Source organism: uncultured Bacteroides sp. (genome assembly GCF_910578895.1).
Taxonomy (GTDB): Bacteria; Bacteroidota; Bacteroidia; order Bacteroidales; family Bacteroidaceae; genus Bacteroides.
In genome coordinates, this window is record NZ_CAJTSC010000044.1 from 1 (window position 1) to 24,427 (window position 24,427).

Here is a 24,427-nt window from a genome sequence, read left to right on the forward strand (position 1 = left end):
TGGTAATACGTGCCATGATTGGCATATTACCGTTCTTTTTCACCTTGTCCCGTTTCAGGAAGAACAATACTCGGAATGTTGATTTCATACCTCATTTTTTAAGTTACAAAACTACTTTTATTAACTCATAATGAGATAAATGCAGGGTCGCCAAATCTCGACAACATTTCGCCATTTTCCGACAAATCGTACCCCTTTTTAAAGAATTTTGTCGGGGGTACGAATAAGGCACTAATTTTTGTCTGTCAGTGACCTTTTCGTGGCGGTCAAGGTAGCCAAAAGACAATGAAAAAAGTCCTACAAAACATTGATTTTGTAGGACTTGTCTTTTTCTTGTCGCCTTTTGGCTTTTCTTTCAGTGATCCGCCTGGGGCTCGAACCCAGGACCCCAACATTAAAAGTGTTGTGCTCTACCTGCTGAGCTAGCGAATCAATCCTTATTGCTGTTAAGCGGGTGCAAAGATAGAGAGTTTTTTGGAAGTTGCAAAAGAATTTCGCTTTTTTTCTTATCTTTGTCGCGGAATTATGTGCGCGGACATCTTTAATCCTTTGATTATATTATGCTTGGGGCATTATGTGACTTGAAGTATGTTTAAAAATTTGCAGCCTGTATGATGCTAAGGGGGATATCACATTGCGGACACTATATTTTTACATTATACATAATACTTTATACATAAATTACATGGCAACAGTAGACGATAAGAAAATTATCTTTTCTATGGTAGGGCTGAACAAGACCATTCAGCAGAACAACAAGCAGGTGTTGAAGAACATCTACCTCTCGTTCTTCTATGGAGCGAAAATCGGTATCATCGGTCTGAACGGCTCGGGTAAATCGACCTTGCTGAAGATTATCGCCGGCTTGGACAAGTCCTATCAGGGTGAAGTGGTGTTCTCACCCGGATATTCGGTGGGATACTTGGCACAGGAGCCTTATCTGGATCCTGCAAAGACCGTAAAGGAAGTAGTGATGGAAGGCGTACAGCCTATTGTGGATGCGTTGGCGGAGTACGAGGAAATCAATCAGAAGTTCGGGTTGCCCGAATATTACGAAGATTCGGACAAGATGGATAAACTTTTCACCCGTCAGGCTGAATTGCAGGACATCATTGACGCTACCGATGCCTGGAACCTTGACAGCAAGCTGGAACGTGCTATGGATGCACTCCGCTGTCCGCCCGAAGATCAGTCTGTGGAGCATCTTTCCGGTGGTGAACGCCGCCGTGTGGCACTCTGCCGTTTGTTGCTTCAAAAACCTGATATATTGCTCCTTGACGAGCCTACCAACCACCTTGATGCCGAGTCTATCGACTGGCTGGAACAGCATTTGCAGCAGTACGAAGGTACGGTAATTGCCGTTACCCACGACCGCTATTTCCTTGACCATGTGGCAGGTTGGATTCTCGAGCTCGACCGTGGTGAAGGTATCCCCTGGAAGGGCAACTATTCCAGTTGGCTGGATCAGAAGACCAAGCGTATGGAACAGGAAGAGAAGACCGCCAGCAAGCGTCGTAAGACGTTGGAACGTGAGTTGGAATGGGTGCGTATGGCTCCTAAGGCGCGTCAGGCAAAGGGAAAGGCTCGTTTGAACTCTTACGATAAACTGCTGAATGAGGATGTGAAGGAGAAGGAAGAGAAACTTGAAATCTTCATTCCTAACGGTCCTCGATTGGGCAACAAGGTTATCGAGGCTAAGCATGTGGCAAAAGCGTTTGGCGACAAGCTTTTGTTTGACGACCTCAACTTTATGCTGCCGCCTAACGGTATCGTGGGAATTATTGGCCCTAACGGTGCGGGTAAAACTACCCTGTTCCGCCTTATCATGGGGCTGGAGACGCCTGATAGCGGTGAGTTCGAAGTGGGAGAGACCGTGAAAGTAGCCTACGTGGACCAGCAACATAAGGATATCGACCCCAATAAGAGTGTCTATCAGGTAATTTCCGGTGGTAACGACCTTATCCGCATGGGTGGACGCGACATCAATGCGCGTGCCTACTTGTCGCGTTTCAATTTCTCCGGCGCCGATCAGGAGAAGCTTTGCGGTGTACTTTCCGGTGGTGAGCGCAACCGTCTCCACTTGGCCCTCTGCCTTAAAGAAGAGGGTAACGTGTTGCTCCTCGATGAACCTACCAATGATATCGACGTCAATACATTGCGTGCCCTTGAAGAGGGTCTGGAGGATTTTGCTGGCTGTGCCGTGGTTATCAGTCACGACCGTTGGTTCCTCGACCGTATTTGTACGCACATTCTTGCGTTCGAAGGCGATTCTAATGTATTCTTCTTTGAAGGTTCTTATTCGGAATACGAAGAGAATAAATTGAAGCGTTTGGGCAAGGAAGAACCGACCCGTGTACGTTATAGAAAGTTGATGAATGACTGATTTTATGTTTTAATCTGAAAGCATATATTCTGTATTTGTAGCAAAAAGAAAGCTCCGTGGGAAATCTACGGAGCTTTCTTCGTTTAAAGAGTTTTCAGGATAGTTTATTAACTTGAAAAAATGTAGCACAATCGTAATGAATATCTGATATAATAGTATTATATTTGCAACTCAAGTGCATATTTAAACTTTAATTAACAATATCTATTAACAAAAAGCAGAATTATGAGAAAACATCTAATTCAATTTCTGTTGGTTGCCGTGTTGTCGGTGTTTACATCCGCAGCATGGGCGCAGACCACAGTGCATGGCCAGCTCGTCGACGCTGAGACCGGAGAACCTTTGGTAGGTGCTGCCGTTATGGTAGAAGGAACCGCTCAGGGTTCGGTGACTGACATTGACGGCTATTTCAAGCAAAGCGTTGCTTCTAATGCCACGTTGCTCTTCAAGTACATCGGTTACAAAGACCAGAAGAAGAAACTTACTCAGAAGGGTGCTTCTGTAGAACTGGGTGCTATTAAGATGCAGCCCGATGCAGTGATGCTGAAAGACGTGGTGATTACTTCGTCTGTAGCTGTGGCTCGTAAGACGCCGGTAGCGGTGTCTACAGTTACTCCTCTGTCCATTGAGGATAAAATCGGCTCTCAGGAATTGCCGCAACTTTTGAAATCTACCCCGGGAGTTTACGCTTCTAATGACGGTGGTGGTTTTGGCGACTCCAACATAAAAATCCGTGGATTTAAATCGGAATATGTAGCTATGATGATTAATGGTGTGCCTATGAACGGTATGGAGAACCAGAAGGTTTACATGAGTAACTGGAGTGGATTGGTCGATGTGGCAAGTAGCATCCAAATCCAGCGCGGACTCGGTGCCAGCAAGGTTTCAACTCCTTCGGTGGGTGGTTCGCAAAACATCATTACCAAGACTACCGATGCCAAGAAAGGCGGCTTTATCTCTTACGGTATGGGTAATGATGGTTACAACAAGGTGATGTTCAGCGTATCTTCCGGTCTTACAAAAGACGGTTGGGCATTTACATTGTTGGGTGCCAGAGACGAACGTGACGGTTACATTCAAGGTACGGAGTCTGAAGCCTACACTTGGTTTGTTAGCGTGGCAAAGCGTTTCAACGATAATCATCAGCTTTCGTTCACGGCTTTCGGTGCTCCTCAATGGCACAACCAACGTAATTCGGCAAACGGTTTGAGCATTAAGGAATATCAACGTGTAAAGCAATGGATGGGCGAAGAAAGTCCTTACCGCTATAACTCCACTTTCGGTTATCGCAACGGACAAGTGATGAATTCTTCACGTAACGAATACCACAAACCGCAGATGTCACTCAACCACCTGTGGCAAATCAACCATAAATCAAGCCTTAGTACTGCTGCTTATATGTCTATCGGTACGGGTGCCGGTTATAGTGGCACGGGTGTTACGGGTTACAGCAGTTCTTGGTATGGTACAGGTTCTGATGGTACGGTAAATACCCAGTTCCGTTGCCCCGACGGCACGTTCGATTACGATGCGGTAGAAAAGCTCAATGCCGACAACTACGCCACTCCTGTGAATGTAAGCGGAATGCCTAATTACAACGGTTCGCTGATGATTATGAACAAAGCTTCCAATGACCATGTTTGGGCAGGTTTGATTTCTACTTATACTACCAAGTTTGGTGATTACTTCGACTTCTACGGAGGTATCGACTACCGTTATTATAAAGGATTGCATAAGAACATTATTACTGACCTTTTCGGCGGACAGTATTATGTAGACTCCTATAACCGCAAAAGCGTATTGGCTGCAAATAACGTGAATGGTGGAAATACAGTTTGGGTCAATCAGAAGTTAGGCGTAGGTGATGTAATCCGCCGTGACTACGATGGTTTTGTAATGTACGAAGGCGGTTTTGCTCAGTTAGAGTATAATAAAGATGCGGTGAGTGCTTTCGTGTCGGGTGGTTTGACCAACACCAGCTATTGGCGTCATGACCGTTTCTATTACAGCGGTGACAAGCAGACCTCTTCCAAGAAACATTATCTTGGTGGAAACGTGAAAGCCGGTTTGAACTACAACCTTGATGAACACAACAATGTATTCGCCAATGCTGGTTTCATCAGCCGTGCTCCTATTTTCGACAATACGTTTATCAACTCTCAAAGTTCGCATGAGCGTAATGCCGATGCCAAAAACGAGAAAGTATACTCTTTCGAAGTAGGCTATGGTTATCGCAGCCGTTTCCTCAGCGCCAACGTCAACGCTTACTACACTATGTGGAAAGACAAGGCTTTGTATGATACGGGAACGTATGAAGATGAAAACGGAGTGTCACAGCGTTGGACGATGAACATGGCAGGTGCGCAAGCCAATCACATGGGTGTGGAACTTGACTTCGTTGCCAAACCTTTCCACTGGATGGAAGTGAACGGTATGTTCTCTTGGGGAGACTGGCGTTGGAACGGAACGGCAAAAGGTTTCATGATGAACACCGAAGGTCAAATCATTAAGAGTACACAGGGTGGTATCCTGACCGATATGTCGCAGGCAGACCAATATAAATATAGTATTAAAATGGATGACGTGCATGTAGGTGGTTCCGCACAGACAACGGCAGCTTTAGGTGTGACATTCCGTCCTATGAAAGGTTTGCGCCTGAGTGCAGACTGGAACTTCTTTGCACGCAACTATGCTGATTATGATATCGATGCAAGCGATGCCAAGCAAGATGTTCCTTATGTGGTTTCTGACCCGTGGGAAATTCCTTCATGGAGTACTTTTGACGTAAGTGCCGGATATACTTTCGACTTTGGTAAGATTCGTGCTACGTTGAGCGGTAATGTTAACAACCTATTCAATCAGGAGTATATAGCTGATGCACGTGATGGAAGCAAGCACGATTGGGAGACTGCTACACGTGTGTTCTATGGCTTTGGACGTACTTATAGCGTAAGATTGAAGTTTAATTTCTAAGCGAATAAATTTATGAAGAAACATATATTATTAGGAATCGCACTCTCTTCGTTGCTGATGCTCGGAGCGTGTGATTACAACGAGGATAATTTCCCCGGATATGATGACCTTGCGACAATTACCAATGTCCAATCAGATACTCTTGATCTTGTTGCTGCTGATTACAAGAAAATAGCAGATTTGAAAGCTAATCAGGATTTGGCTCTCTCTAAAGATCCCGAAGGAGAAACCTATCTGACTGCGTTAAAACAGTTGGCAAAAGACGGTTTCTTTACGGAGACTATCACTCCGTCAGAATTTCTGCCTGCTTATTTGGAGAATACATATCCTTATGTAACGGATAACTCCAAGATTCTGATTAATTATCGTATGGCAGGAAACCTGCCCGAATATCTTACTGCTATTGCTGCAGCAAAAGAATTTGATTTGGGAAGTGGAGAGTATAAGACCGTATGGGGAGAAAACAGAGTGGTGAAATTCCTTACTCCTTCTACATTGAAGCAAATTCCTGCATTACTGAAAGATAAAGTGAAAAGCCCTAAAGAAGGAGACGTTTACCAAGTAAACTACGCTTGGTCGGAGACGGAACCCAGTACGGGTGGCGACGGGATGGATGAACCAGTCACTCCTAATTATACTCCTATTTCTGAGGTTTTAGCTCAGACGACTGGAAATTTTATTTCTAAAGGAGAAGTGGTGGGAACCAGTGCTACATCATTGCTTATCAGCGATGGAACGGGTATCATTCGTATCCTTCGTAATACTTTGCCTACTTTTGCTGTAGGAGATGTGGTGGAAGTGAGTGGAGACATTGAGTTTAAGCAAGAATTGACTCGTTTCAAATCGGCTTCTAAAGTGAAATTCCTGGAGCGTAAGCCCAATTTCGCTTATCCTGCTCCTAAAACAATGGATGCCGCAGGCTTTGCAGATTATGTAAAGGCTCCTAAAATAGAATATGTCAGCTACGAAGGTAAACTTACCAAGAGTGGTAGTAATTATAACATTATGATAGGTGATGCGACTATTCAGCCTGGATTGACCAATACCCTCTATATAAATCCGGATTTGATAGATAAGGATGTAGTAGTTACTGGCTATCTTGCAGGTGTGAGTGGTTCGTCTACCAAGTATCCTAATACTTTTGTGACTTCTGTGGTAGCCAAGGGGGCTACCGATGTTGTAACCCCCGCAGGTGTGCTTCAGTATAGCGATGCTGGCGATTATGAAGCAGAAGGAATTGTTTCGGCTGTCTATACAAAAGGATTTATGCTTTCCGATTGTAGCGGAAGTATCTTGGTATATAAAAATACAGCTCCTACTGAAAAAGTGGGTCAAATCGTCCGTGTGAAGGGTACTACCTCTTTGCGTAATGGTGTGAAGCAGTTTGGTAAAGATGAGCTTCAAGTAACGGTGCTGGATCAAACAGTCAGCGATATTCCTGCTAAAATGGTTCCACAAGAATTGACTGCTGCCGAATTCGGTGCTTTATCCGGTACTCCCCGCGTGGTATATGCCACTATCGTGGGACAGCTTGAAATTGAGGATAGTGGTAAAGGATATAACTTCTTCAATTTGTTGGTTGAAGGGGCTACTACCACAGTTTCTGTATCTTATGTGGATGAGTCTGAATTTGATATGTCGCTTCATGGTAAGAATGTGAAAATTACTGGTTTTTTGCTTGATTATAATAACGGTCGTGTGGCAATGATGTATTCGAAGGTAGAAGAAGTTGCAGCTGCTACCGCATTGTCTCGTGCTATTACTCGTGCATCCGACGTACAGCCTAACGCTTCTGCCCTCTATCAGTATAACGGTTCATCTTGGACAGTTTACGAAAAGAATGAAAATGTCGACATTGTAGTAATGCAGCCGTCTGATTATGCTTCTGTAGGCTCTTCCTCATTGAGTAAACCTGATGAAGTACTCCCGGTATACTTGAATAATTCTTTCCCCTACGCACAGGCAGGAAACATTACGACGGTAGTTTACCGTTATGACAAATCGGTAACCGCTGACGAATATACCTACGATGGTGCTGCTTGGGTTAAGACTGTGGCATCCGTACCGGGTACTATCGTATTTATGAAGGCAGGTGGCAAGTGGATTGAAGCAGTAGAATATTACTTCAATGACTTTGACGGCTTGCTTCATGGCGGGGCTCATATCGTGGATATAGATATCCCCGAATCTTTGAAGGATAAGAAGGTGTGGCGTGCTACTGATGGCTATAATACTATTCTTGGTTCAAGCCATGATGGCAGCAAGGCATGTAAGGCGGAATCTTGGCTCATTACGGGTGAGATTGACCTGAGCAAAGCTGTCACTCCTAAGATGATGGTGACTGCAAAATGTAAATATCTTCCTTCGGGTAAGACAATGACTGATTTTGTCAATGTATATATTTCAGCCGTTTACCAAGAAGGTGACGAGATAGTCAAAGAAGACAAGAATATAAAAGATTGGGTGAAATTGGACTTCCCCGAATGGCCGGTTAATGACTCTTTTGTAGATATGGAGACTATGGTGCCTGCTGAATTTATCGGAAAGAAAGTATATGTAGGTTTCCAATATGTAGGTAGTGAGGGTGGAGTTCCCAATATTCAGATGAAGAACTTTGTCGTAAAAGAATAATTTGGAATAAATCCCGACTATACAATAGACAATGAGGGTGCGTCAAAATGAAGTTTAGTTATCATTCTGTGCACACCCTCATTTGTATTTTTAACGAGTAGATGTATTATTAGTGCTTATTGTCAAATCAAAAAGAGAAACAAAGATGAAAAAAATATCTTACCTATTTCTTCTGCTGGCTGGATTTTGGCTGGCAGGATGCGATGATGCTTCAAACGCTTCGCTTATTCCTGAGATAATCCCTACCGAAGAAGGAGCAGATACCTACGTGATGAAAGGTTACAATGCTGCAAGCGATGGTTTTAATGTTTATAAACCTCAAGCCATAGGCAAGTCTTTTTATATCAAGTCCCAAGCCTTCACCGGTCGTAACTATGCTTTTGCCCCTGTTGCCGGTGAGTCGCTTAAGGAACTTACTGCTGTTCCGTCTGCCGAAGCTTTTGTTGAAAATGCCGAAGTGAAGCCTGCCACCTGCTATTGGGTACGCTTCAACCGTTACAACCACTATCAGATGGGTAAGCTCCGCGTGGCATACATCAATGGCAATGAAGTAGGCATCGAATATGTGGCAGCTGATGATGTAGATGTGGACAACGCCAATACTGCCGATGGCAATAAAGCTGACAACCTCGAGATCCCTGCCCTTAATCCTGCCAACCAGTATATCGAATACTACGCTGCCGCGTCTGACGCGGCGGATGCCGGACAGGTGCTCAACTTCTCGTTGGAGTATATCGCTGACAAGAAACATTCGGCATGGGTGGCATTCAGTTTCGACCCCGTCACTGCGCAGGACAATACCAGTCGTAATACTACATGGAATCAGGACGACCCCAACATTGACAACAGTGTGGAGGTAACCGAAGATATGCACAAGAGTGACGGTTACGACAAGGGACACCTCTGTGCCAGCGAAGACCGCGTGTACAGCGTGAGTGCCAATAAGCAGACGTTTTACTACAGTAATATCTCGCCGCAGATAGGTAGCTTCAACCAAAAGTACTGGGCGGCACTTGAGAAAAAGGTACAGGCTTGGGGACGTTCCACTATTGCCGGCACATACGATAAACTGTATGTGGTGAAGGGCGGAACCACCGACCGTTTGCTCACCAACTTCACAGGCGTGCAGAAAGCCAACGACGGGCTTTATCCCACTACCAATGCTGCCGGACTGACTCCCGGCGGACTGATTTGCCCCGGCTATTACTACATGGCCCTGTTGAGCGAGAAGGATGGCGAGTATCATGCCATTGCCTTTATGGTTCCTCACTCGGAGTTACTGCCTCAAAATCCGGCTAAAAAGGATTTCATGGTTTATGCCATTTCCATAAAGGATTTGGAGTACGAAACAGGCATTGACTTCTTCTGCAATCTGCCCAATGAAGTGGAGAGAAAAGTTGAAGCTGCTTACAGTGAAGAAGACTGGGCTTGGTAAACAAGTTCTGTTTGCTTTTAGAATAGCTGACAAATGGAGAAGGCATCCTCAAAAAGGATGCCTTCTTTCTGTTTTTAAACAATAAATCGCACTTTTTACTGAACCTTGCTTGCCGCATATCACCCGAAAACTATCAAAAAAGGGGGTAAAATCTGTCAAATGATAGTTTTTACCCCAAAGAATACCTGTATTTCATCCCTCGACACCTGAAAACTTCCGTATACTTGCACTCACTAAACGAAATGAATATTAACCATTTAAAAGAATTAGCAAAGTATGAATACCTACAGTTTTAGAAAAGATTTACTTGCAGTGCAAGAAGAACTGCTTCGCTTTGCATACAAATTGACGGCCAATCGGGAAGAAGCGAATGATTTGTTGCAGGAGACCTCTCTTAAAGCCTTGGACAATGAGGATAAATATCAACCCGACACCAATTTTAAAGGTTGGATGTATACTATTATGCGCAACATCTTTATAAATAATTACCGGAAGATAGTTCGCGAACAGACTTTCGTGGACCAGACTGATAATTTGTATCATTTGAATATGCCGCAGGAATCCGGTTTCGCCAATACCGAAAGCGCATACGACCTGAAGGAGATGCACCGCATCGTCAATTCATTGCCGCGCGACTATAAAGTACCTTTTTCCATGCATGTTTCCGGATTTAAATATCGTGAGATTGCCGAACGCCTCGGATTACCTCTCGGCACGGTGAAGAGCCGTATCTTCTTTACAAGGCAGAAGTTGCAGGAAGAATTGAAGGATTTTGTCTAAACGCCTGCTTAAATGTTCTTCGAAAAGTGCTGAACAAAAAAATATCCGGTCCTGAACTTTACGAAATGATATAAAACATATCTTTTGAACGAATAATTATAGGTGTTTTTTGACTAAATGTCAGAATAATCTTTTATATTTGTGTAAATCAAGTTAACCGATTGATCAAATAGTTAATGACCTATTACAATGAAAAAGGAAATCAAATTCAGTCTTGTTTACCGTGACATGTGGCAGTCATCCGGTAAATACCAACCGAGAGTGGACCAGTTGGTGCGTATCGCGCCGTTGATAATCGAAATGGGTTGTTTTGCCCGTGTCGAGACCAATGGCGGAGCTTTCGAGCAAGTGAACCTTCTCTATGGTGAGAACCCGAACAAGGCAGTCCGTGCCTTTACCCAACCTTTCAATGACGCGGGTATACAGACTCACATGCTCGACCGCGGACTGAATGCGTTACGCATGTATCCCGTGCCTGCCGATGTGCGCCGCTTGATGTACAAGGTGAAGCATGCGCAGGGTGTGGACATCACCCGTATTTTTTGCGGACTGAATGAAACGCGGAACATCATTCCCTCCATCCGCTATGCGCTTGAGGCAGGCATGACGCCGCAGGCGACACTCTGTATCACCCATTCGCCCGTACATACGGTAGAGTACTATGCGCAAATCGCCGATGAACTTATCGAAGCGGGAGCACCCGAAATCTGTTTGAAAGATATGGCGGGTATAGGCCGTCCGGGCATGCTGGGCGAGTTGACGAAAGCTATCAAGGAGAAACATCCCGGTGTGCTGATACAGTATCACGGGCATAGCGGTCCGGGGCTTTCAATGGCTTCCATCCTTGAGGTGTGCGAAAACGGTGCCGACATCATAGACGTTGCCATGGAACCCATGTCGTGGGGAAAGGTGCATCCGGACGTTATCTCCGTGCAGGCGATGTTGCGTGACAAGGGTTTCCAAGTGCCCGACATCAACATGAAAGCCTATATGAAAGCGCGTGCCATGACACAGGAATTCATAGACGATTTTCTTGGTTACTTTATGGACCCCACCAACAAGCATACGTCATCGCTACTTTTGAAGTGTGGGCTCCCGGGCGGTATGATGGGCTCCATGATGGCGGACCTGAAAGGCGTGCATGCCGGTATCAACATGATACTGAAAGGCAAGAACCAACCCGAACTCAGTATAGACGACCTGCTGGTGATGCTCTTTGATGAAGTGGAATACGTATGGCCTAAGTTGGGCTATCCGCCTTTGGTGACTCCCTTCAGCCAGTATGTCAAGAACGTGGCATTGATGAACGTGATGCAGTTGGTGAAGGGGGAAGAGCGTTGGACAATGATTGATAATCATACCTGGGACATGATTTTGGGCAAGAGCGGTCGCCTGCCGGGCGGGCTGGCCCCCGAAATCGTAGAACTTGCCAAATCCAAAGGTTACGAGTTTGTAGACGCAGATCCGCAGTCCAATTATCCGGACGCTTTGGATGAATATCGCAAGGAGATGGACGAGAACGGCTGGGAATATGGTGAAGATGACGAGGAACTCTTCGAACTTGCCATGCACGACCGCCAATACCGTGACTACAAGTCGGGTGTCGCCAAGAAACGTTTCCGTGACGAACTGGAACGTGCTAAAGATGCTTCTATGGCAAAGAGCGGGTATTCGGAAGAGGAGATAAAGAAGTTGAAACGTGCCAAGGCGGATCCTATCATCGCTCCGTCCAAAGGGCAGGTGCTTTGGGAAGTTTCCGTGGAAGGTCCGTCCGCAGCACCGTTCATCGGACGTAAATATCAGCACGATGAAGTGTTCTGCTATCTCTCCACGCCGTGGGGCGAGTACGAAAAGGTAATGACCGGATTTACCGGCCGTGTTGTCGAAGTATGTGCCCAACAAGGTGCCAATGTCAATAAGGGAGAGGTGATAGCCTATATTCAGCGGAGTGATATCTTTGCGTGAAAATCTTTGTGAATTATGAATTTTGAATGGGGGGACGCTGTGACAGAGTTTACGGAAAACAACAGGCGTAATTCAAAATTCATAATTCATAATTCAAAATTCCTCAAAACGCTTCCGTCATATTAAAATAAAAGAGTGTTTGTTTGTTTACCGTGTTCTTGCCCAAATCGAGACGTACGTTCATACGCGGCTGGACTTCGATACGCAGGCCTACGCCATAATTAGGCAGCACCCCTTCAATCTTTCCCATGGTAGGACCCATGAAGCCGCATCCCGTCCAGGCTACAAAGCCAATGTGGTGCAACAGGCGTTTCATCCAGTTGCCGCGGTCGGTGTTTATCATCTGGCGGTATTCTGCCATGACGACGTGCGAGGATTTGTCACGGTATTGCCCCATGTAGTAGCCGCGCAGGTCGAAAGGAGTACCTGTCAGCGAATATTGGGTGAGGGGGACGTTGCCGAATACGTTCTTGGTTTGTGCGGTCCAGGCGAATACCTTACGGTTGCCTACGGATTTGTATTGACGATAGTCCAACTCCAGACGGTAGAAGTTCTTGTCGCTACCGAATGCCTTGCTGTACATCATTCCCCGAAAATCCAGGTACATGCCTTTGTAGGCGTTTGCGGGAAGGTCACGGCTGTCGTATGTCAAGAGGAAGCCCAGCCCGGAGTTGAAATTCTTGTATCCGTCGGGTGTGCCTCCGGCTGCCATGTAGTCGGGTTCTTCAATGAGATATCTGGCAGGGTCGGTTATCCTGTCGTAATTGATGTCTACCTGCGGACCGGCAAAAATATTACTTTCGCCCAATCGGAACAGGAACCACGGATTGATTTGTATACCGCTGTAACGGTATTTGCTGGTGCTGTCGCTGCGGATATAATTCTTATTCGTACTGTAACCGATGCCGTAGAAGTTATCTTCCGTATTCTTGTAGACGAATTTTCCGAAGATGCGGAAGCGGTCGCCTTTGAAGAAAAGTTGCGGCTTTACCATCAAGTTGATTCCACCTTTGAACATATAGGCTATGGACATGGGCAACACCGAACGCAACTGCGTGGTGTCACTGGGATTCATACGGAAAGTCATCAGGGCGCTTCCGCCTACCAGCGCACCGAAGTCAGGTGTATAGCTAGGACCACCTAATATGTTGTAATGGAAATTTCTGCGTGCCACCTTTTGTCTGCGCAATTCTTTCTTGCTCAGTGTGTGAGCAGTGTCGTTGGAGACTGCGACAGGCTGTTCTTGTGCCGAAACTGCAATTGTCGCCAGTATCAGAGTAAATATACTCAGTATATATCTTTTCATATCGTACGAATATGACTGCAAAGGAAACTATTTTATTTGAATAGGTTCTGAGTGGAATAGATAATAAATCTAAAACAGGACACTAAAATTATCAAAAAAGACATTACATTTGTCTTTCCGTTGTTTCGGGCGGCGGAAAATGTTCTGAACATACATAATACACATAAATATATATTTGAAATGAATAAACGTATTTTATCCGTAATTGTTTTCGCCGCTGCGCTGCTTTCGATGCAGGCACAGGACGGAAAGGGCGGGATAAACCCCGTCATGCTCCAACAAATCCGACAAAGTTATCAGGGTACTCCTTCCGACAAGGCACTGCGCAATGCCATTGGCAACAATGACATCCGGAAATTGGCGCTCAACCAGGAGAATATGCAGGGCATGGATACCCACTTCTCCATTAAGGTAAATTCCCAAGGCATCACCGACCAGAAGTCGTCCGGCCGTTGCTGGCTCTTCACGGGGCTGAACGTGATGCGTGCCAAGACGCTTGCGCATTATGGTTTCCAATCCTTCGAATTCTCGGAAACATATCCTTTCTTTTGGGACCAGTTGGAGAAGTCCAACCTTTTCCTGCAAGGCATCATCGACACTGCCGGAAAACCGCTCGAAGACCAGACCGTGGAATGGCTTCTGAAGCATCCGTTAAGTGATGGCGGTACCTTTACCGGCGTGGCGGATATCGTCTCGAAATACGGTCTTGTGCCCAAATGCGCCATGCCTGAGACCAATAGTAGCGAGAATACCGCCCGCATGGCAAATCTCATTTCCCTGAAGCTGAAAGAGTATGCCCTTCAACTTCGCGACCTTGCTGCCCAAGGCGCCAAACCTGCCGCTTTGGAGAAAGAGAAAACCACCATGCTCGGTACCATCTACCGCATGCTGGTGTTGAATTTAGGGGTGCCGCCTACGGAGTTCGACTATGTGCGTACCGATGCCCAGGGCAATCCGGTGGAGACGGAGCATCATACTCCGCTGTCTTTCCTTGCAAAATACGGCGACCCGCAACTGCTCACCAACTATGTGATGCTGATGAACGATCCCAGCCGCGAGTATTATAAATGTTATGAGATAGACTATGACCGCCACCGTTATGACGGTAAGAACTGGACATACGTCAACCTGCCTGTAGAGGACATCAAGCAGATGGCTATAACTTCGTTGAAGGACAGCACCATGATGTATTTCTCTTGCGATGTGGGCAAATTCCTGAACTCGGCACGCGGTTTGCTTGATGTAAAGAACTATGACTACGAATCGCTTATGGGTACTACCTTCGGAATGGACAAGAAACAACGCATCCAAACCTTTTCCAGCGGTTCTTCTCATGCCATGACGCTGATGGCAGTAGACTTGGACAAAAATGGCAACCCCGTCAAGTGGATGGTTGAAAACAGTTGGGGTGCCGACAGCGGTTATAAAGGCCACCTTATCATGACAGACGAGTGGTTCGACGAATATATGTTCCGCCTGGTAGTGGAGACCAAATACGTCCCTGCCAAGATTATGGAAATTCTCAAACAAAAACCTGTCCGCCTGCCGGCGTGGGATCCGATGTTTGCGGAAGAGCGGTGAGGGAGATAACAAGGGAGTGTTATCCCCGTGTTCGTTAACGAAAGGAATTACGGAAATTTCTCCGTAATTCCTTTCTTTTTTACTCTTAATTCACATTCTTTTTTGCTACTTTTGCGGTCAAATTAATGAAACCATTATTTTATATAAACGCATGGCAAATGTAATTAAGTTACGTAAAGGCCTCGACATCAACCTGAAAGGCAAAGCTGCCGAAGAGTTTATGTCTGTAAAAGAGCCCGGGTTCTATTCGCTGGTGCCCGATGATTTTACAGGCGTCACTCCGAAAGTGGTGGTGAAGGAACAGGAGTATGTAATGGCCGGAGGACCCTTGTTTATTGACAAGAATCATCCTGAATTGAAATTTGTTTCGCCCGTAAGCGGCGTAGTGACGAGCGTGGAACGCGGTGCACGTCGTAAGGTGCTGAACATCGTGGTAGAGGCTGCCGCCGAGCAGGACTACGCGGAGTTCGGTAAAATGGAACCGTTGAAGATGAGCGCGCAAGAAGTGAAAGACGCATTGCTGCAAGCCGGTATGTTCGCTTTCATCCGTCAACGCCCGTACGATGTAATCGCCGACCCGACGGTGGCTCCGAAAGCCATTTTCATTTCCGCTTTCGACAGTAATCCGTTGGCTCCCGATTTCGAATTCGTCTTGAAAGGCGAAGAGGCAAATTTCCAGACAGGTCTCGATGCTCTGTCGCGCATGGCAAAGACCTATTTGGGCATCAGTGTAAAACAAAAAGCCGCAGCGCTTGCGCAGGCTAAGAACGTTACCGTCACCGCATTCGACGGTCCTAATCCGGCAGGTAACGTAGGTGTGCAAATCAATCACATCTCTCCCATAGTGAAAGGCGAGACGGTATGGACTATCGGTGCGGAAGCCGTTATCTTTATCGGACGTTTGATGAATACCGGTCGTGTAGACCTCACCCGTACCGTAGCCGTAACCGGTAGCGAAGTGTTGAAACCTGCTTACTGCAAACTGCGTGTAGGTGCATTGCTGACGGACGTCTTCAAGGGTAATGTGGCAACCGACAAAGGCTTGCGCTATATCAGCGGTAATGTGCTGACAGGTAAGAAGGTAGCTTCCAACGGCTTCCTCGGCGCTTTCGACAGCCAGCTCACCGTTATCCCCGAAGGAGATGAAATCCATGAAATGTTGGGTTGGATTATGCCGCGTTTCAATCAGTTCAGTGTCAACCGCTCTTACTTCAGTTGGTTGCTGGGCAAGAAGGAATATGTCATCGATGCCCGTATCAAGGGTGGCGAACGCCACATGATTATGTCGGGCGAGTACGACCGCGTATTCCCAATGGACATTTTCCCCGAATATCTGTTGAAGGCTATCATCGCAGGCGACATCGACCGTATGGAAGCTTTGGGCATCTACGAGGTGGCTCCCGAAGATTTCGCCCTTTGTGAGTTCGTATGCTCCTCGAAAGTGGAAGTTCAACGCATCGTTCGTGCCGGGCTTGATATGCTCCGTGCGGAAATGGCGTAAACTAATTATGGATTATAAATTATGAATTGCGGCAAATGGCGGTTCGCCGATTTGTAATTCAAAATTCAAAACTCAAAATTCAAAATCAATAAATGAAAGCGTTAAGAAATTATCTCGACAAGATAAAGCCGAACTTTGAAGAAGGCGGCAAATTCCACGCATTTCGTTCGGTGTTCGACGGCTTCGAGACATTCCTGTTCGTGCCCAACGCCACTGCGAAATCGGGAACGCATATTCACGACTCCATCGATAGTAAACGCATCATGTCGATGGTGGTCATTGCGTTGATACCGGCGCTGTTGTTCGGTATGTATAACGTAGGTTACCAGCATTTCACCAACACCGGTGCTGCCGGCAGTTTCATCGAAATGTTTGCCTACGGTTTCCTGGCTGTATTGCCTAAAATCATTGTGTCATACGTAGTGGGTCTGGGCATCGAGTTCGTTGTAGCCCAGTGGAAGAAAGAGGAAATCCAGGAAGGTTTCCTTGTTTCGGGTATCCTTATCCCGATGATTGTGCCGGTAGACTGTCCGTTGTGGATTCTGGCGGTTGCCACTGCATTCTCCGTAATCTTTGCAAAAGAAGTATTCGGCGGTACGGGTATGAACGTGTTCAACGTGGCACTCATTACGCGTGCCTTCCTGTTCTTCGCCTATCCTACGAAGATGTCCGGTGACGCCGTTTGGGTATCGGGCGACAGCATCTTCGGTTTGGGACAGTCGGTAGACGGGCTCACCGTTGCCACTCCGTTGGGAGCGGCCGCTACTGCGGGCGCTTATCCCGAATTTTCATGGGATATGGTAATCGGGCTTATCCCGGGCTCTATCGGCGAAACCAGCGTCATCGCCATTGCCCTCGGCGCCATCCTGCTGTTGTGGACGGGCATTGCAAGTTGGAAGACAATGTTCTCCGTATTTGTGGGCGGTGCCTTTATGGGATGGGTGTTCAACACTGTCGGACCGGACACTGCAATGGCTCAAATGCCGTGGTACGAACATCTCGTATTGGGCGGTTTCTGCTTCGGTGCCGTCTTCATGGCTACCGACCCCGTAACTTCTGCCCGCACGGAGACCGGTAAATATATCTTCGGATTTCTGATTGGTGTAATGGCAATCATCATCCGCGTGCTCAACCCCGGCTATCCCGAAGGCATGATGCTTGCTATCCTGCTGATGAACATCTTCGCTCCGCTGATTGACTACTGTGTGGTACAGGGCAACATCAGCCGCCGCGAGAAACGTGCAGCGTAATTAATTATGAATTAAGGATGATGAATTATGAATTTTGTTCAACATTCAACGTTCGGTTCAAGATAGTAACAGTTATACTATCATTTATGCTTCGGTAATGGTTGTTATCGTTGCATTCCTGCTGGCATTCGTAAGCTCTTCTCTGCGTGCCACCCAGAACAAGAACGTGGAACTGGACACGAAGAAGCAGATACTTGCCGCCCTCAACATCAAGGATGTGAAGGATGCCGACGCAGAATATAATAAGTACATCAAAGGCGATATGCTGATGAACCAAGACGGCACGCTCGCCGAGAACGAAGGTGCATTTGCCACCGCTTACGAAAAGGAAGCTAAGGAAAACAACCGTCTGCACGTGTTCGTGGCGGAAGTGGAAGGGGAGACCAAATATGTATTCCCCGTTTACGGTGCAGGTCTTTGGGGCGCTATCTGGGGATATGTCGCTTTGAACAGCGATAAGGACACCGTTTACGGCGTCTACTTCTCTCATGCCAGCGAAACCCCGGGCTTGGGTGCCGAAATCGCCACTCCTCACTTCCAGGGAGAGTTTCCGGGCAAGAAGACACTGGAGAACGGTGAAATCGCCCTCGGTGTTGTGAAGAACGGAAAAGTAGAGAAACCTGATTATCAGGTGGACGGTATTTCCGGCGGTACTATCACCTCTGTAGGTGTGGATGCCATGCTGAAAACCTGTCTGGCAAGCTACAAGAATTTTTTAACCAATAATAAGGAGGAGAAATAAGAATATGGGAGCATTGTTTTCAAAGAAGAATAAAGAAGTATTCTCAACTCCGCTCGGATTGAACAACCCCGTTACCGTGCAGGTGCTGGGCATCTGTTCCGCCTTGGCAGTTACCGCAAAGCTGGAGCCGGCTATCGTGATGGGACTTTCCGTAACAGTGATTACGGCGTTTGCCAACGTGGTGATTTCACTGTTGCGCAAGACTATCCCCAACCGCATCCGTATCATCGTTCAGTTGGTGGTGGTTGCGGCGTTGGTGACGATTGTCAGCGAAATCCTGAAAGCTTTCGCCTACGATGTAAGCGTGCAGCTTTCCGTATACGTGGGTCTGATTATCACCAACTGTATCCTCATGGGACGTTTGGAAGCATTTGCCATGCAGAATGGTCCGTGGGAGTCTTTCCTCGATGGCGTAGGCAACGGTTTGGGATATGCCAAGATTTTGGTTATCGTAGCTTTCTTCCGCGAGCTTTTAGGTTCGGGCACATTGCTCGGTTTCAACATCCTGAACTACGGATGGCTGAAAGAACTGGGTTATGTGAACAACGGCTTGATGCTGATGCCGCCTATGGCGCTGATACTCTGCGCTTGCATCATCTGGTATCAACGTGCACGCCATAAAGAGTTGCAGGAAAAATAAAATTAATTATAAATTATGAATTTTGAATGGGGGGATGAGGAGTTTTTCTCTATGGTCCTTACGTTTAAACAGTAGCAGATTCATTGATTCATAATTCAAAATTCGTAATTCAAAATTAAGAAGATTATGGAACATTTATTAAGTTTATTCGTCCGCTCCATTTTTGTGGACAACATGATATTCGCATTCTTCCTCGGCATGTGCTCTTACCTTGCCGTATCCAAGAATGTGAAGACTGCCGTAGGACTGGGTATTGCCGTAACTTTCGTGTTGGTAGTTACGCTTCCGGTCAACTATTTGTTGCAAACGAAAGTGCTGGGTCCCGATGCCATTATCGAAGGCGTCGACCTCAGTTTCCTGAGTTTTATCCTTTTCATTGCCGTGATTGCCGCTATCGTGCAGCTGGTAGAGATGATTGTGGAACGTTTCAGCCCTGCGCTTTACGCTTCACTGGGTATTTTCCTGCCGCTGATTGCCGTGAACTGCGCCATCATGGGTGCGTCGCTCTTCATGCAGCAACGCATCAACGTGGGCGAGAGCGACCCTAAATTCATCGGTGGCGTTGCCGATGCCGTTTCCTACGCTTTGGGTTCGGGTATCGGTTGGTTGCTGGCTATCGTGGGCTTGGCTGCCATTCGTGAGAAAATGGCTTACTCCGATGTGCCTGCTCCGCTGAAAGGCTTGGGCATCACCTTCATCACTGTAGGTCTGATGGCAATGGCATTCATGTGTTTCTCTGGTTTGAACATCTAAAAGAAAGGAATAAAGACAATGGATATGAATTTGATATTAGCAAGCATTGGAGTATTCCTCGCGGTTGTTCTGCTGCTTGTGGTTATTCTGTTGGTAGCCAAACAGTTTTTGGTACCTTCAGGTAATGTGAAATTGACTATCAACGGCGATAAGGAACTGGAAGTCGCTTCCGGTTCGACGTTGCTGAACACGCTGTCTGTAAACGGCATCTTCCTTTCCTCTGCTTGCGGTGGTAAGGGTTCGTGCGGACAGTGCAAATGCCAGGTTGTGGAAGGCGGCGGCGAAATACTGCCCTCCGAAATACCTCACTTCAGCCGTAAGCAGGTTCAGGACAATTGGCGTCTGGGCTGCCAGGTGAAGGTGAAAGGCGACATGGGAATTAAGATTGACGAGTCCGTGCTCGGCGTAAAAGAGTGGGAGTGCGAGGTTATCTCCAACAAGAACGTGGCTACGTTTATCAAAGAGTTTATCGTTGCTCTGCCTAAGGGCGAGCACATGGACTTCGTGCCGGGTTCATACGCGCAAATCAAGATTCCTAAATACTCGATGGACTATGACAAGGATATCGACAAATCCCTTATCGGTGAGGAGTATCTGCCTGCATGGGAGAAATTCGGCCTGCTGGGCTTGAAGTGCCGCAACGATGAGGAAACCATCCGTGCCTACTCTATGGCGAACTATCCTGCCGAGGGCGACCGCATCATGCTGACGGTACGTATCGCCACTCCGCCGTTCAAGCCGAAAGACCAGGGTCCGGGCTTCATGGACGTAATGCCGGGTATCGCTTCGTCTTATATCTTCACATTGAAGCCGGGCGACAAGGTAATCATGAGCGGTCCTTACGGAGATTTCCATCCGATTTTCGATTCCAAGAAGGAGATGATGTGGATTGGCGGTGGTGCCGGTATGGCTCCGTTGCGTGCGCAGATTATGCACTTGACGAAGACGCTGCACACTACAGACCGTGTGATGAACTACTTCTACGGTGCGCGTGCGCTGAACGAGGTGTTCTATCTGGAAGACTTCCTGCAGATAGAGAAGGATTTCCCCAACTTCAAGTTCCATCTTGCCTTGGACCGTCCCGATCCGGCAGCCGATGCGGCGGGCGTGAAGTATACTCCGGGCTTCGTTCACAACGTAATCTACGAGACTTACCTGAAAGACCACGAAGCTCCCGAAGATATCGAATACTACATGTGCGGTCCCGGCCCGATGTCCAAAGCCGTTGAGAAGATGCTCGACGACCTCGGTGTTCCGGCTCAGAACCTGATGTTCGATAATTTCGGCGGATAAGACGTTATTGTCAGGACACATTAATAATAAAGAGACTCCGGCAGGGTATAAGACCTTGCCGGAGTTTTTTTGTGAGCGCATCCGCGTTATATTGACAGTTTATTTCTTATACACTGGTAGTATAATAGGAAAAAAACAATATCTTTGTTCTTTATTAAACCCAAGAACATTATGGAACAGTCGGATATACTTCGCAACTTACAGATAGAGTACCTCACTCCGATGCAGGAGGCTGCACGGGATGCTTACCGGTCGGATAAGGACCTCGTACTTTTATCGCCCACAGGCTCGGGCAAGACATTGGCATTCCTGCTGCCGTTGGTACAGTCGCTCCGGACGGATGTGCAGGGTGTGCAGGCGGTGGTGCTTGTCCCTTCGCGTGAGCTTGCCTTGCAGATAGAAACCGTGTTCAAGTCAATGAATGTGCCCTTCAAGGCAATGAGCTGCTACGGCGGGCGTCCCGCAATGGAAGAACACCGTACGATGAAAGGGATTAACCCTGCTGTCATTGTCGGCACCCCCGGGCGGATGAACGACCATCTACGGAAGCGGAATTTTGATGCCCGTTCCGTTGCTGCGTTGGTAATAGATGAATTCGACAAGTGCCTTGAGTTCGGCTTCCATGATGAAATGGCAGAGGTTATCGGACAATTGCCCGCCTTGAAGAAGCGGGTGTTGCTTTCGGCTACGGACGCGGCAGAAATACCGGCGTTTGTAAAGGCGGGTTCTGCATCCGTAAAGGTCAACTCTGCAACTCTGAAGTCCAACACTGCATCCGCAGCGTTCAACGTGGCAGATGCCCCTCTTCAACCGGCAGGAGCGGAGGGGTTTATCAAACTGGATTTCCTCTCGGAAGAAGCCGTTTCCGAACGCTTGAACTTGCAGAAAGTCATTTCTCCCGAGAAAGACAAGCTGGAGACACTGTTCCGGCTGCTTTGCACGCTTGGCGACCGTTCTACACTGGTGTTCGTGAACTATCGCGAGAGTGTGGAGCGGGTAGTTTCCTACTTGAAGTCGAAAAAATTCCCCTGCGATGCTTTTCATGGCGGCATGGAACAGGACGACCGCGAACGGGCGCTTTATAAGTTCCGCAACGGCAGTTGCCCAGTTCTGGTGTCGACCGACCTTGCCGCACGCGGGCTGGATATTCCCGGCATCGACAATGTGGTGCATTATCATATACCCGTCAACGAAGAAGCCTTTACGCACCGAAACGGACGTACGGCACGTTGGGAAGCACGCGGTTCGTCTTTCCTGCTTCTTCATGCGGAAGAACGCCTGCCCGGCTATCTGCCGGAAGAAATCCCTGTATCCGAATTGCCCGAACAGACTCCGAAGCCAGCAAAGTCCCGTTGGGCCACCTTATATATCGGCAAGGGCAAGAAAGACAAACTGAACAAGGTAGACATTGTAGGTTTCTTGTATAAGAAAGGCGGGTTGGTGCGCGAAGACGTGGGGCAGGTGGATGTGAAAGAGCATTATGCTTTTGTGGTAGTTCGCCGCAGCAAGGCGAAGCAACTGCTCACGCTGCTGCGCGGGGAAAAGATAAAAGGCATGAAGACGTTGATAGAAGAAGCCCGTTAGCGATATGTTGTGAAGCATGCCTGCTGATGTTGTTAAGCATAACGGAATGGCTTGTTTGTAATAATTATGCATGTTTTTTTCGGTTTTTGTTTCCGGTAGGAAGTTATTCCCGTTTCTGCCTTTCAGTTTACTTTTTAATAGTCTGTTTGGTAATTACACATAACAGATTGGTGAATATTTCTTGTATATACCAATAAAAAGTAAGGTAAATACGCGATAAAGAAGAATTTTTATAAGGAAAGATTTGCAATGCTGAAATAATTCCGTAATTTCGCCATGTCTAAAGACACAAAATGAACGAAATTGTATAACCAAAACAAACTTCAAATGAAAAAGCATAATTTCAATGCAGGACCTTCTATTCTCCCGCGCGAGGTGATAGAGGATACGGCGAAGGCTATTTTAGATTTCAATGGATCCGGTCTCTCTCTGATGGAGATTAGCCACCGTGCTAAAGACTTCCAGCCCGTAGTGGACGAGGCCGTAGCACTGTTCAAAGAACTACTTGACATTCCCGAAGGCTATTCGGTACTGTTCCTGGGTGGTGGCGCAAGCCTGGAGTTCTGCATGGTGCCCTTCAACTTCCTCGAAAAGAAAGCCGCTTACCTCAACACGGGTGTGTGGGCAAAGAAGGCGATGAAAGAAGCCAAAGGTTTTGGCGAGGTTGTAGAAGTTGCCTCTTCTGCTGAAGCCACCTATACTTATATTCCGAAAGATTACACAGTGCCGGCAGATGCGGATTATTTCCATATCACTACCAACAATACCATCTATGGTACGGAACTGAAAGAAGACCTGGACGTAAACGTGCCTATGATTGCCGATATGTCGTCCGATATTTTCTCCCGTCCTATCGATGTGTCTAAATATATCTGTATTTACGGCGGTGCACAGAAGAATCTGGCTCCTTCGGGCGTGACATTCGTTATCGTGAAGAATGATGCGCTGGGTAAGGTATCGCGTTACATCCCCACGATGCTGAACTATCAGACTCACATCGATGGCGGTTCGATGTTCAATACTCCGCCGGTTGTGCCCATCTATGCGGCATTGCAGACTTTGCGCTGGATCAAGGGTCAAGGAGGCGTGAAAGAAATGGAGCGTCGCGCTATCGAAAAGTCCGATATGTTGTATGCCGAGATAGACCGTAACAAGATGTTCGTAGGTACTGCCGCTAAGGAAGACCGTTCGCGCATGAACATCTGTTTCGTAATGGCTCCCGAATACAAGGAACTGGAGGCAGACTTCCTGAAATTCGCTACCGAAAGGGGCATGGTCGGTATCAAGGGACACCGTTCCGTAGGCGGTTTCCGTGCATCTTGCTACAACGCCATGCCGAAAGAAAGCATACAGGCTTTGATAGACTGCATGCAGGAATTTGAGAAACTTCATTAATAATATTGTTTCACCACAGATTACGCGGATTTTCATCACGGTTAAGTTTTAGACAGAAAAACAAAAAGACAAAAAGAGAGAAATAGGTTCTTTTGTCTTTCTGTCTAAAAATAAGAGCCTGTTTAAATTTTATTCAGCATTATTTTGAGAGTTCTTTTCGAGGATGTTTTTCAATTTTTATGAGGAGCATAACGGGTTATGTGACGAATAAAAAG

The 24,427-nt window shown here is 46.9% G+C and carries 16 protein-coding genes and 1 tRNA gene; 15 read left to right on the plus strand and 2 right to left on the minus strand.

Translation table 11 applies throughout. The features are described 5' to 3' along the window. Positions 1-359: 359 nt before the first annotated feature. Positions 360-432 (minus strand) — tRNA-Lys (locus QZ327_RS10895). A gap of 253 nt (positions 433-685) precedes the next feature. Between QZ327_RS10895 and ettA the strand changes: the two genes are divergently transcribed. The 6 genes from ettA (at position 686) to QZ327_RS10925 (ending at position 12,167) form a co-directional block, all read left to right on the plus strand. After that, positions 686-2,383: an energy-dependent translational throttle protein EttA gene (gene ettA, locus QZ327_RS10900; protein WP_294619221.1), complete on the plus strand. Its 1,698-nt coding sequence runs from the start codon at positions 686-688 to the stop codon at positions 2,381-2,383. 225 nt (positions 2,384-2,608) lie between these two features. Continuing rightward, positions 2,609-5,356 carry a TonB-dependent receptor gene (locus QZ327_RS10905; protein WP_294619223.1) on the plus strand — a complete coding sequence of 916 codons (2,748 nt, stop codon included), beginning with the start codon at positions 2,609-2,611 and terminating at the stop codon, positions 5,354-5,356. Between the two features lie 12 nt (positions 5,357-5,368). Continuing rightward, entirely contained in the window at positions 5,369-7,987 is a 2,619-nt protein-coding gene (locus QZ327_RS10910; RefSeq protein WP_294619225.1) for a DNA-binding protein, read from the plus strand. A 145-nt stretch (positions 7,988-8,132) separates the two neighbouring features. After that, positions 8,133-9,422: a DNA/RNA non-specific endonuclease gene (locus QZ327_RS10915; protein WP_294619227.1), complete on the plus strand. Its 1,290-nt coding sequence runs from the start codon at positions 8,133-8,135 to the stop codon at positions 9,420-9,422. Between the two features lie 276 nt (positions 9,423-9,698). Beyond that, on the plus strand, positions 9,699-10,202 hold the full coding sequence (locus QZ327_RS10920; protein ID WP_294619229.1) for an RNA polymerase sigma factor: 504 nt from the start codon (positions 9,699-9,701) through the stop codon (positions 10,200-10,202). Between the two features lie 189 nt (positions 10,203-10,391). Next, on the plus strand, positions 10,392-12,167 hold the full coding sequence (locus tag QZ327_RS10925) for an oxaloacetate decarboxylase (RefSeq protein WP_294619231.1): 1,776 nt from the start codon (positions 10,392-10,394) through the stop codon (positions 12,165-12,167). A 103-nt stretch (positions 12,168-12,270) separates the two neighbouring features. Here the strand turns inward: QZ327_RS10925 and QZ327_RS10930 are convergent, their stop codons facing one another. Next, positions 12,271-13,473 (minus strand): BamA/TamA family outer membrane protein, encoded by a 1,203-nt coding sequence (locus tag QZ327_RS10930; RefSeq protein WP_294619233.1) that lies wholly within the window; start codon positions 13,471-13,473, stop codon positions 12,271-12,273. 180 nt (positions 13,474-13,653) lie between these two features. Here QZ327_RS10930 and QZ327_RS10935 point away from each other — a divergent pair, with 180 nt between their 5' ends. The 9 genes from QZ327_RS10935 (at position 13,654) to serC (ending at position 24,212) form a co-directional block, all read left to right on the plus strand. Beyond that, positions 13,654-15,054, plus strand: a complete 1,401-nt coding sequence (locus QZ327_RS10935; RefSeq protein ID WP_294619235.1) for a C1 family peptidase — start codon at positions 13,654-13,656, stop codon at positions 15,052-15,054. 151 nt (positions 15,055-15,205) lie between these two features. Continuing rightward, positions 15,206-16,555 carry a Na(+)-translocating NADH-quinone reductase subunit A gene (locus QZ327_RS10940; protein ID WP_294619237.1) on the plus strand — a complete coding sequence of 450 codons (1,350 nt, stop codon included), beginning with the start codon at positions 15,206-15,208 and terminating at the stop codon, positions 16,553-16,555. 92 nt (positions 16,556-16,647) lie between these two features. Next, a complete protein-coding gene (locus tag QZ327_RS10945; RefSeq protein ID WP_294619239.1) occupies positions 16,648-17,805 on the plus strand; it encodes an NADH:ubiquinone reductase (Na(+)-transporting) subunit B in 1,158 nt (385 codons plus the stop codon). Between the two features lie 43 nt (positions 17,806-17,848). Next, a complete protein-coding gene (locus tag QZ327_RS10950; RefSeq protein ID WP_294619251.1) occupies positions 17,849-18,547 on the plus strand; it encodes a Na(+)-translocating NADH-quinone reductase subunit C in 699 nt (232 codons plus the stop codon). A gap of 4 nt (positions 18,548-18,551) precedes the next feature. Beyond that, positions 18,552-19,187, plus strand: a complete 636-nt coding sequence (locus QZ327_RS10955) for an NADH:ubiquinone reductase (Na(+)-transporting) subunit D (RefSeq protein ID WP_294619241.1) — start codon at positions 18,552-18,554, stop codon at positions 19,185-19,187. Positions 19,188-19,313: 126 nt separating this feature from the next. Further along, positions 19,314-19,940 (plus strand): NADH:ubiquinone reductase (Na(+)-transporting) subunit E, encoded by a 627-nt coding sequence (nqrE, locus tag QZ327_RS10960; protein ID WP_294619243.1) that lies wholly within the window; start codon positions 19,314-19,316, stop codon positions 19,938-19,940. Between the two features lie 18 nt (positions 19,941-19,958). Then, positions 19,959-21,233 (plus strand): NADH:ubiquinone reductase (Na(+)-transporting) subunit F, encoded by a 1,275-nt coding sequence (gene nqrF / locus QZ327_RS10965; RefSeq protein ID WP_294619245.1) that lies wholly within the window; start codon positions 19,959-19,961, stop codon positions 21,231-21,233. Between the two features lie 171 nt (positions 21,234-21,404). Continuing rightward, entirely contained in the window at positions 21,405-22,817 is a 1,413-nt protein-coding gene (locus QZ327_RS10970) for a DEAD/DEAH box helicase (protein ID WP_294619247.1), read from the plus strand. Between the two features lie 327 nt (positions 22,818-23,144). Further along, positions 23,145-24,212 (plus strand): 3-phosphoserine/phosphohydroxythreonine transaminase, encoded by a 1,068-nt coding sequence (serC, locus tag QZ327_RS10975; protein ID WP_294619249.1) that lies wholly within the window; start codon positions 23,145-23,147, stop codon positions 24,210-24,212. Positions 24,213-24,427 lie beyond the last annotated feature (215 nt).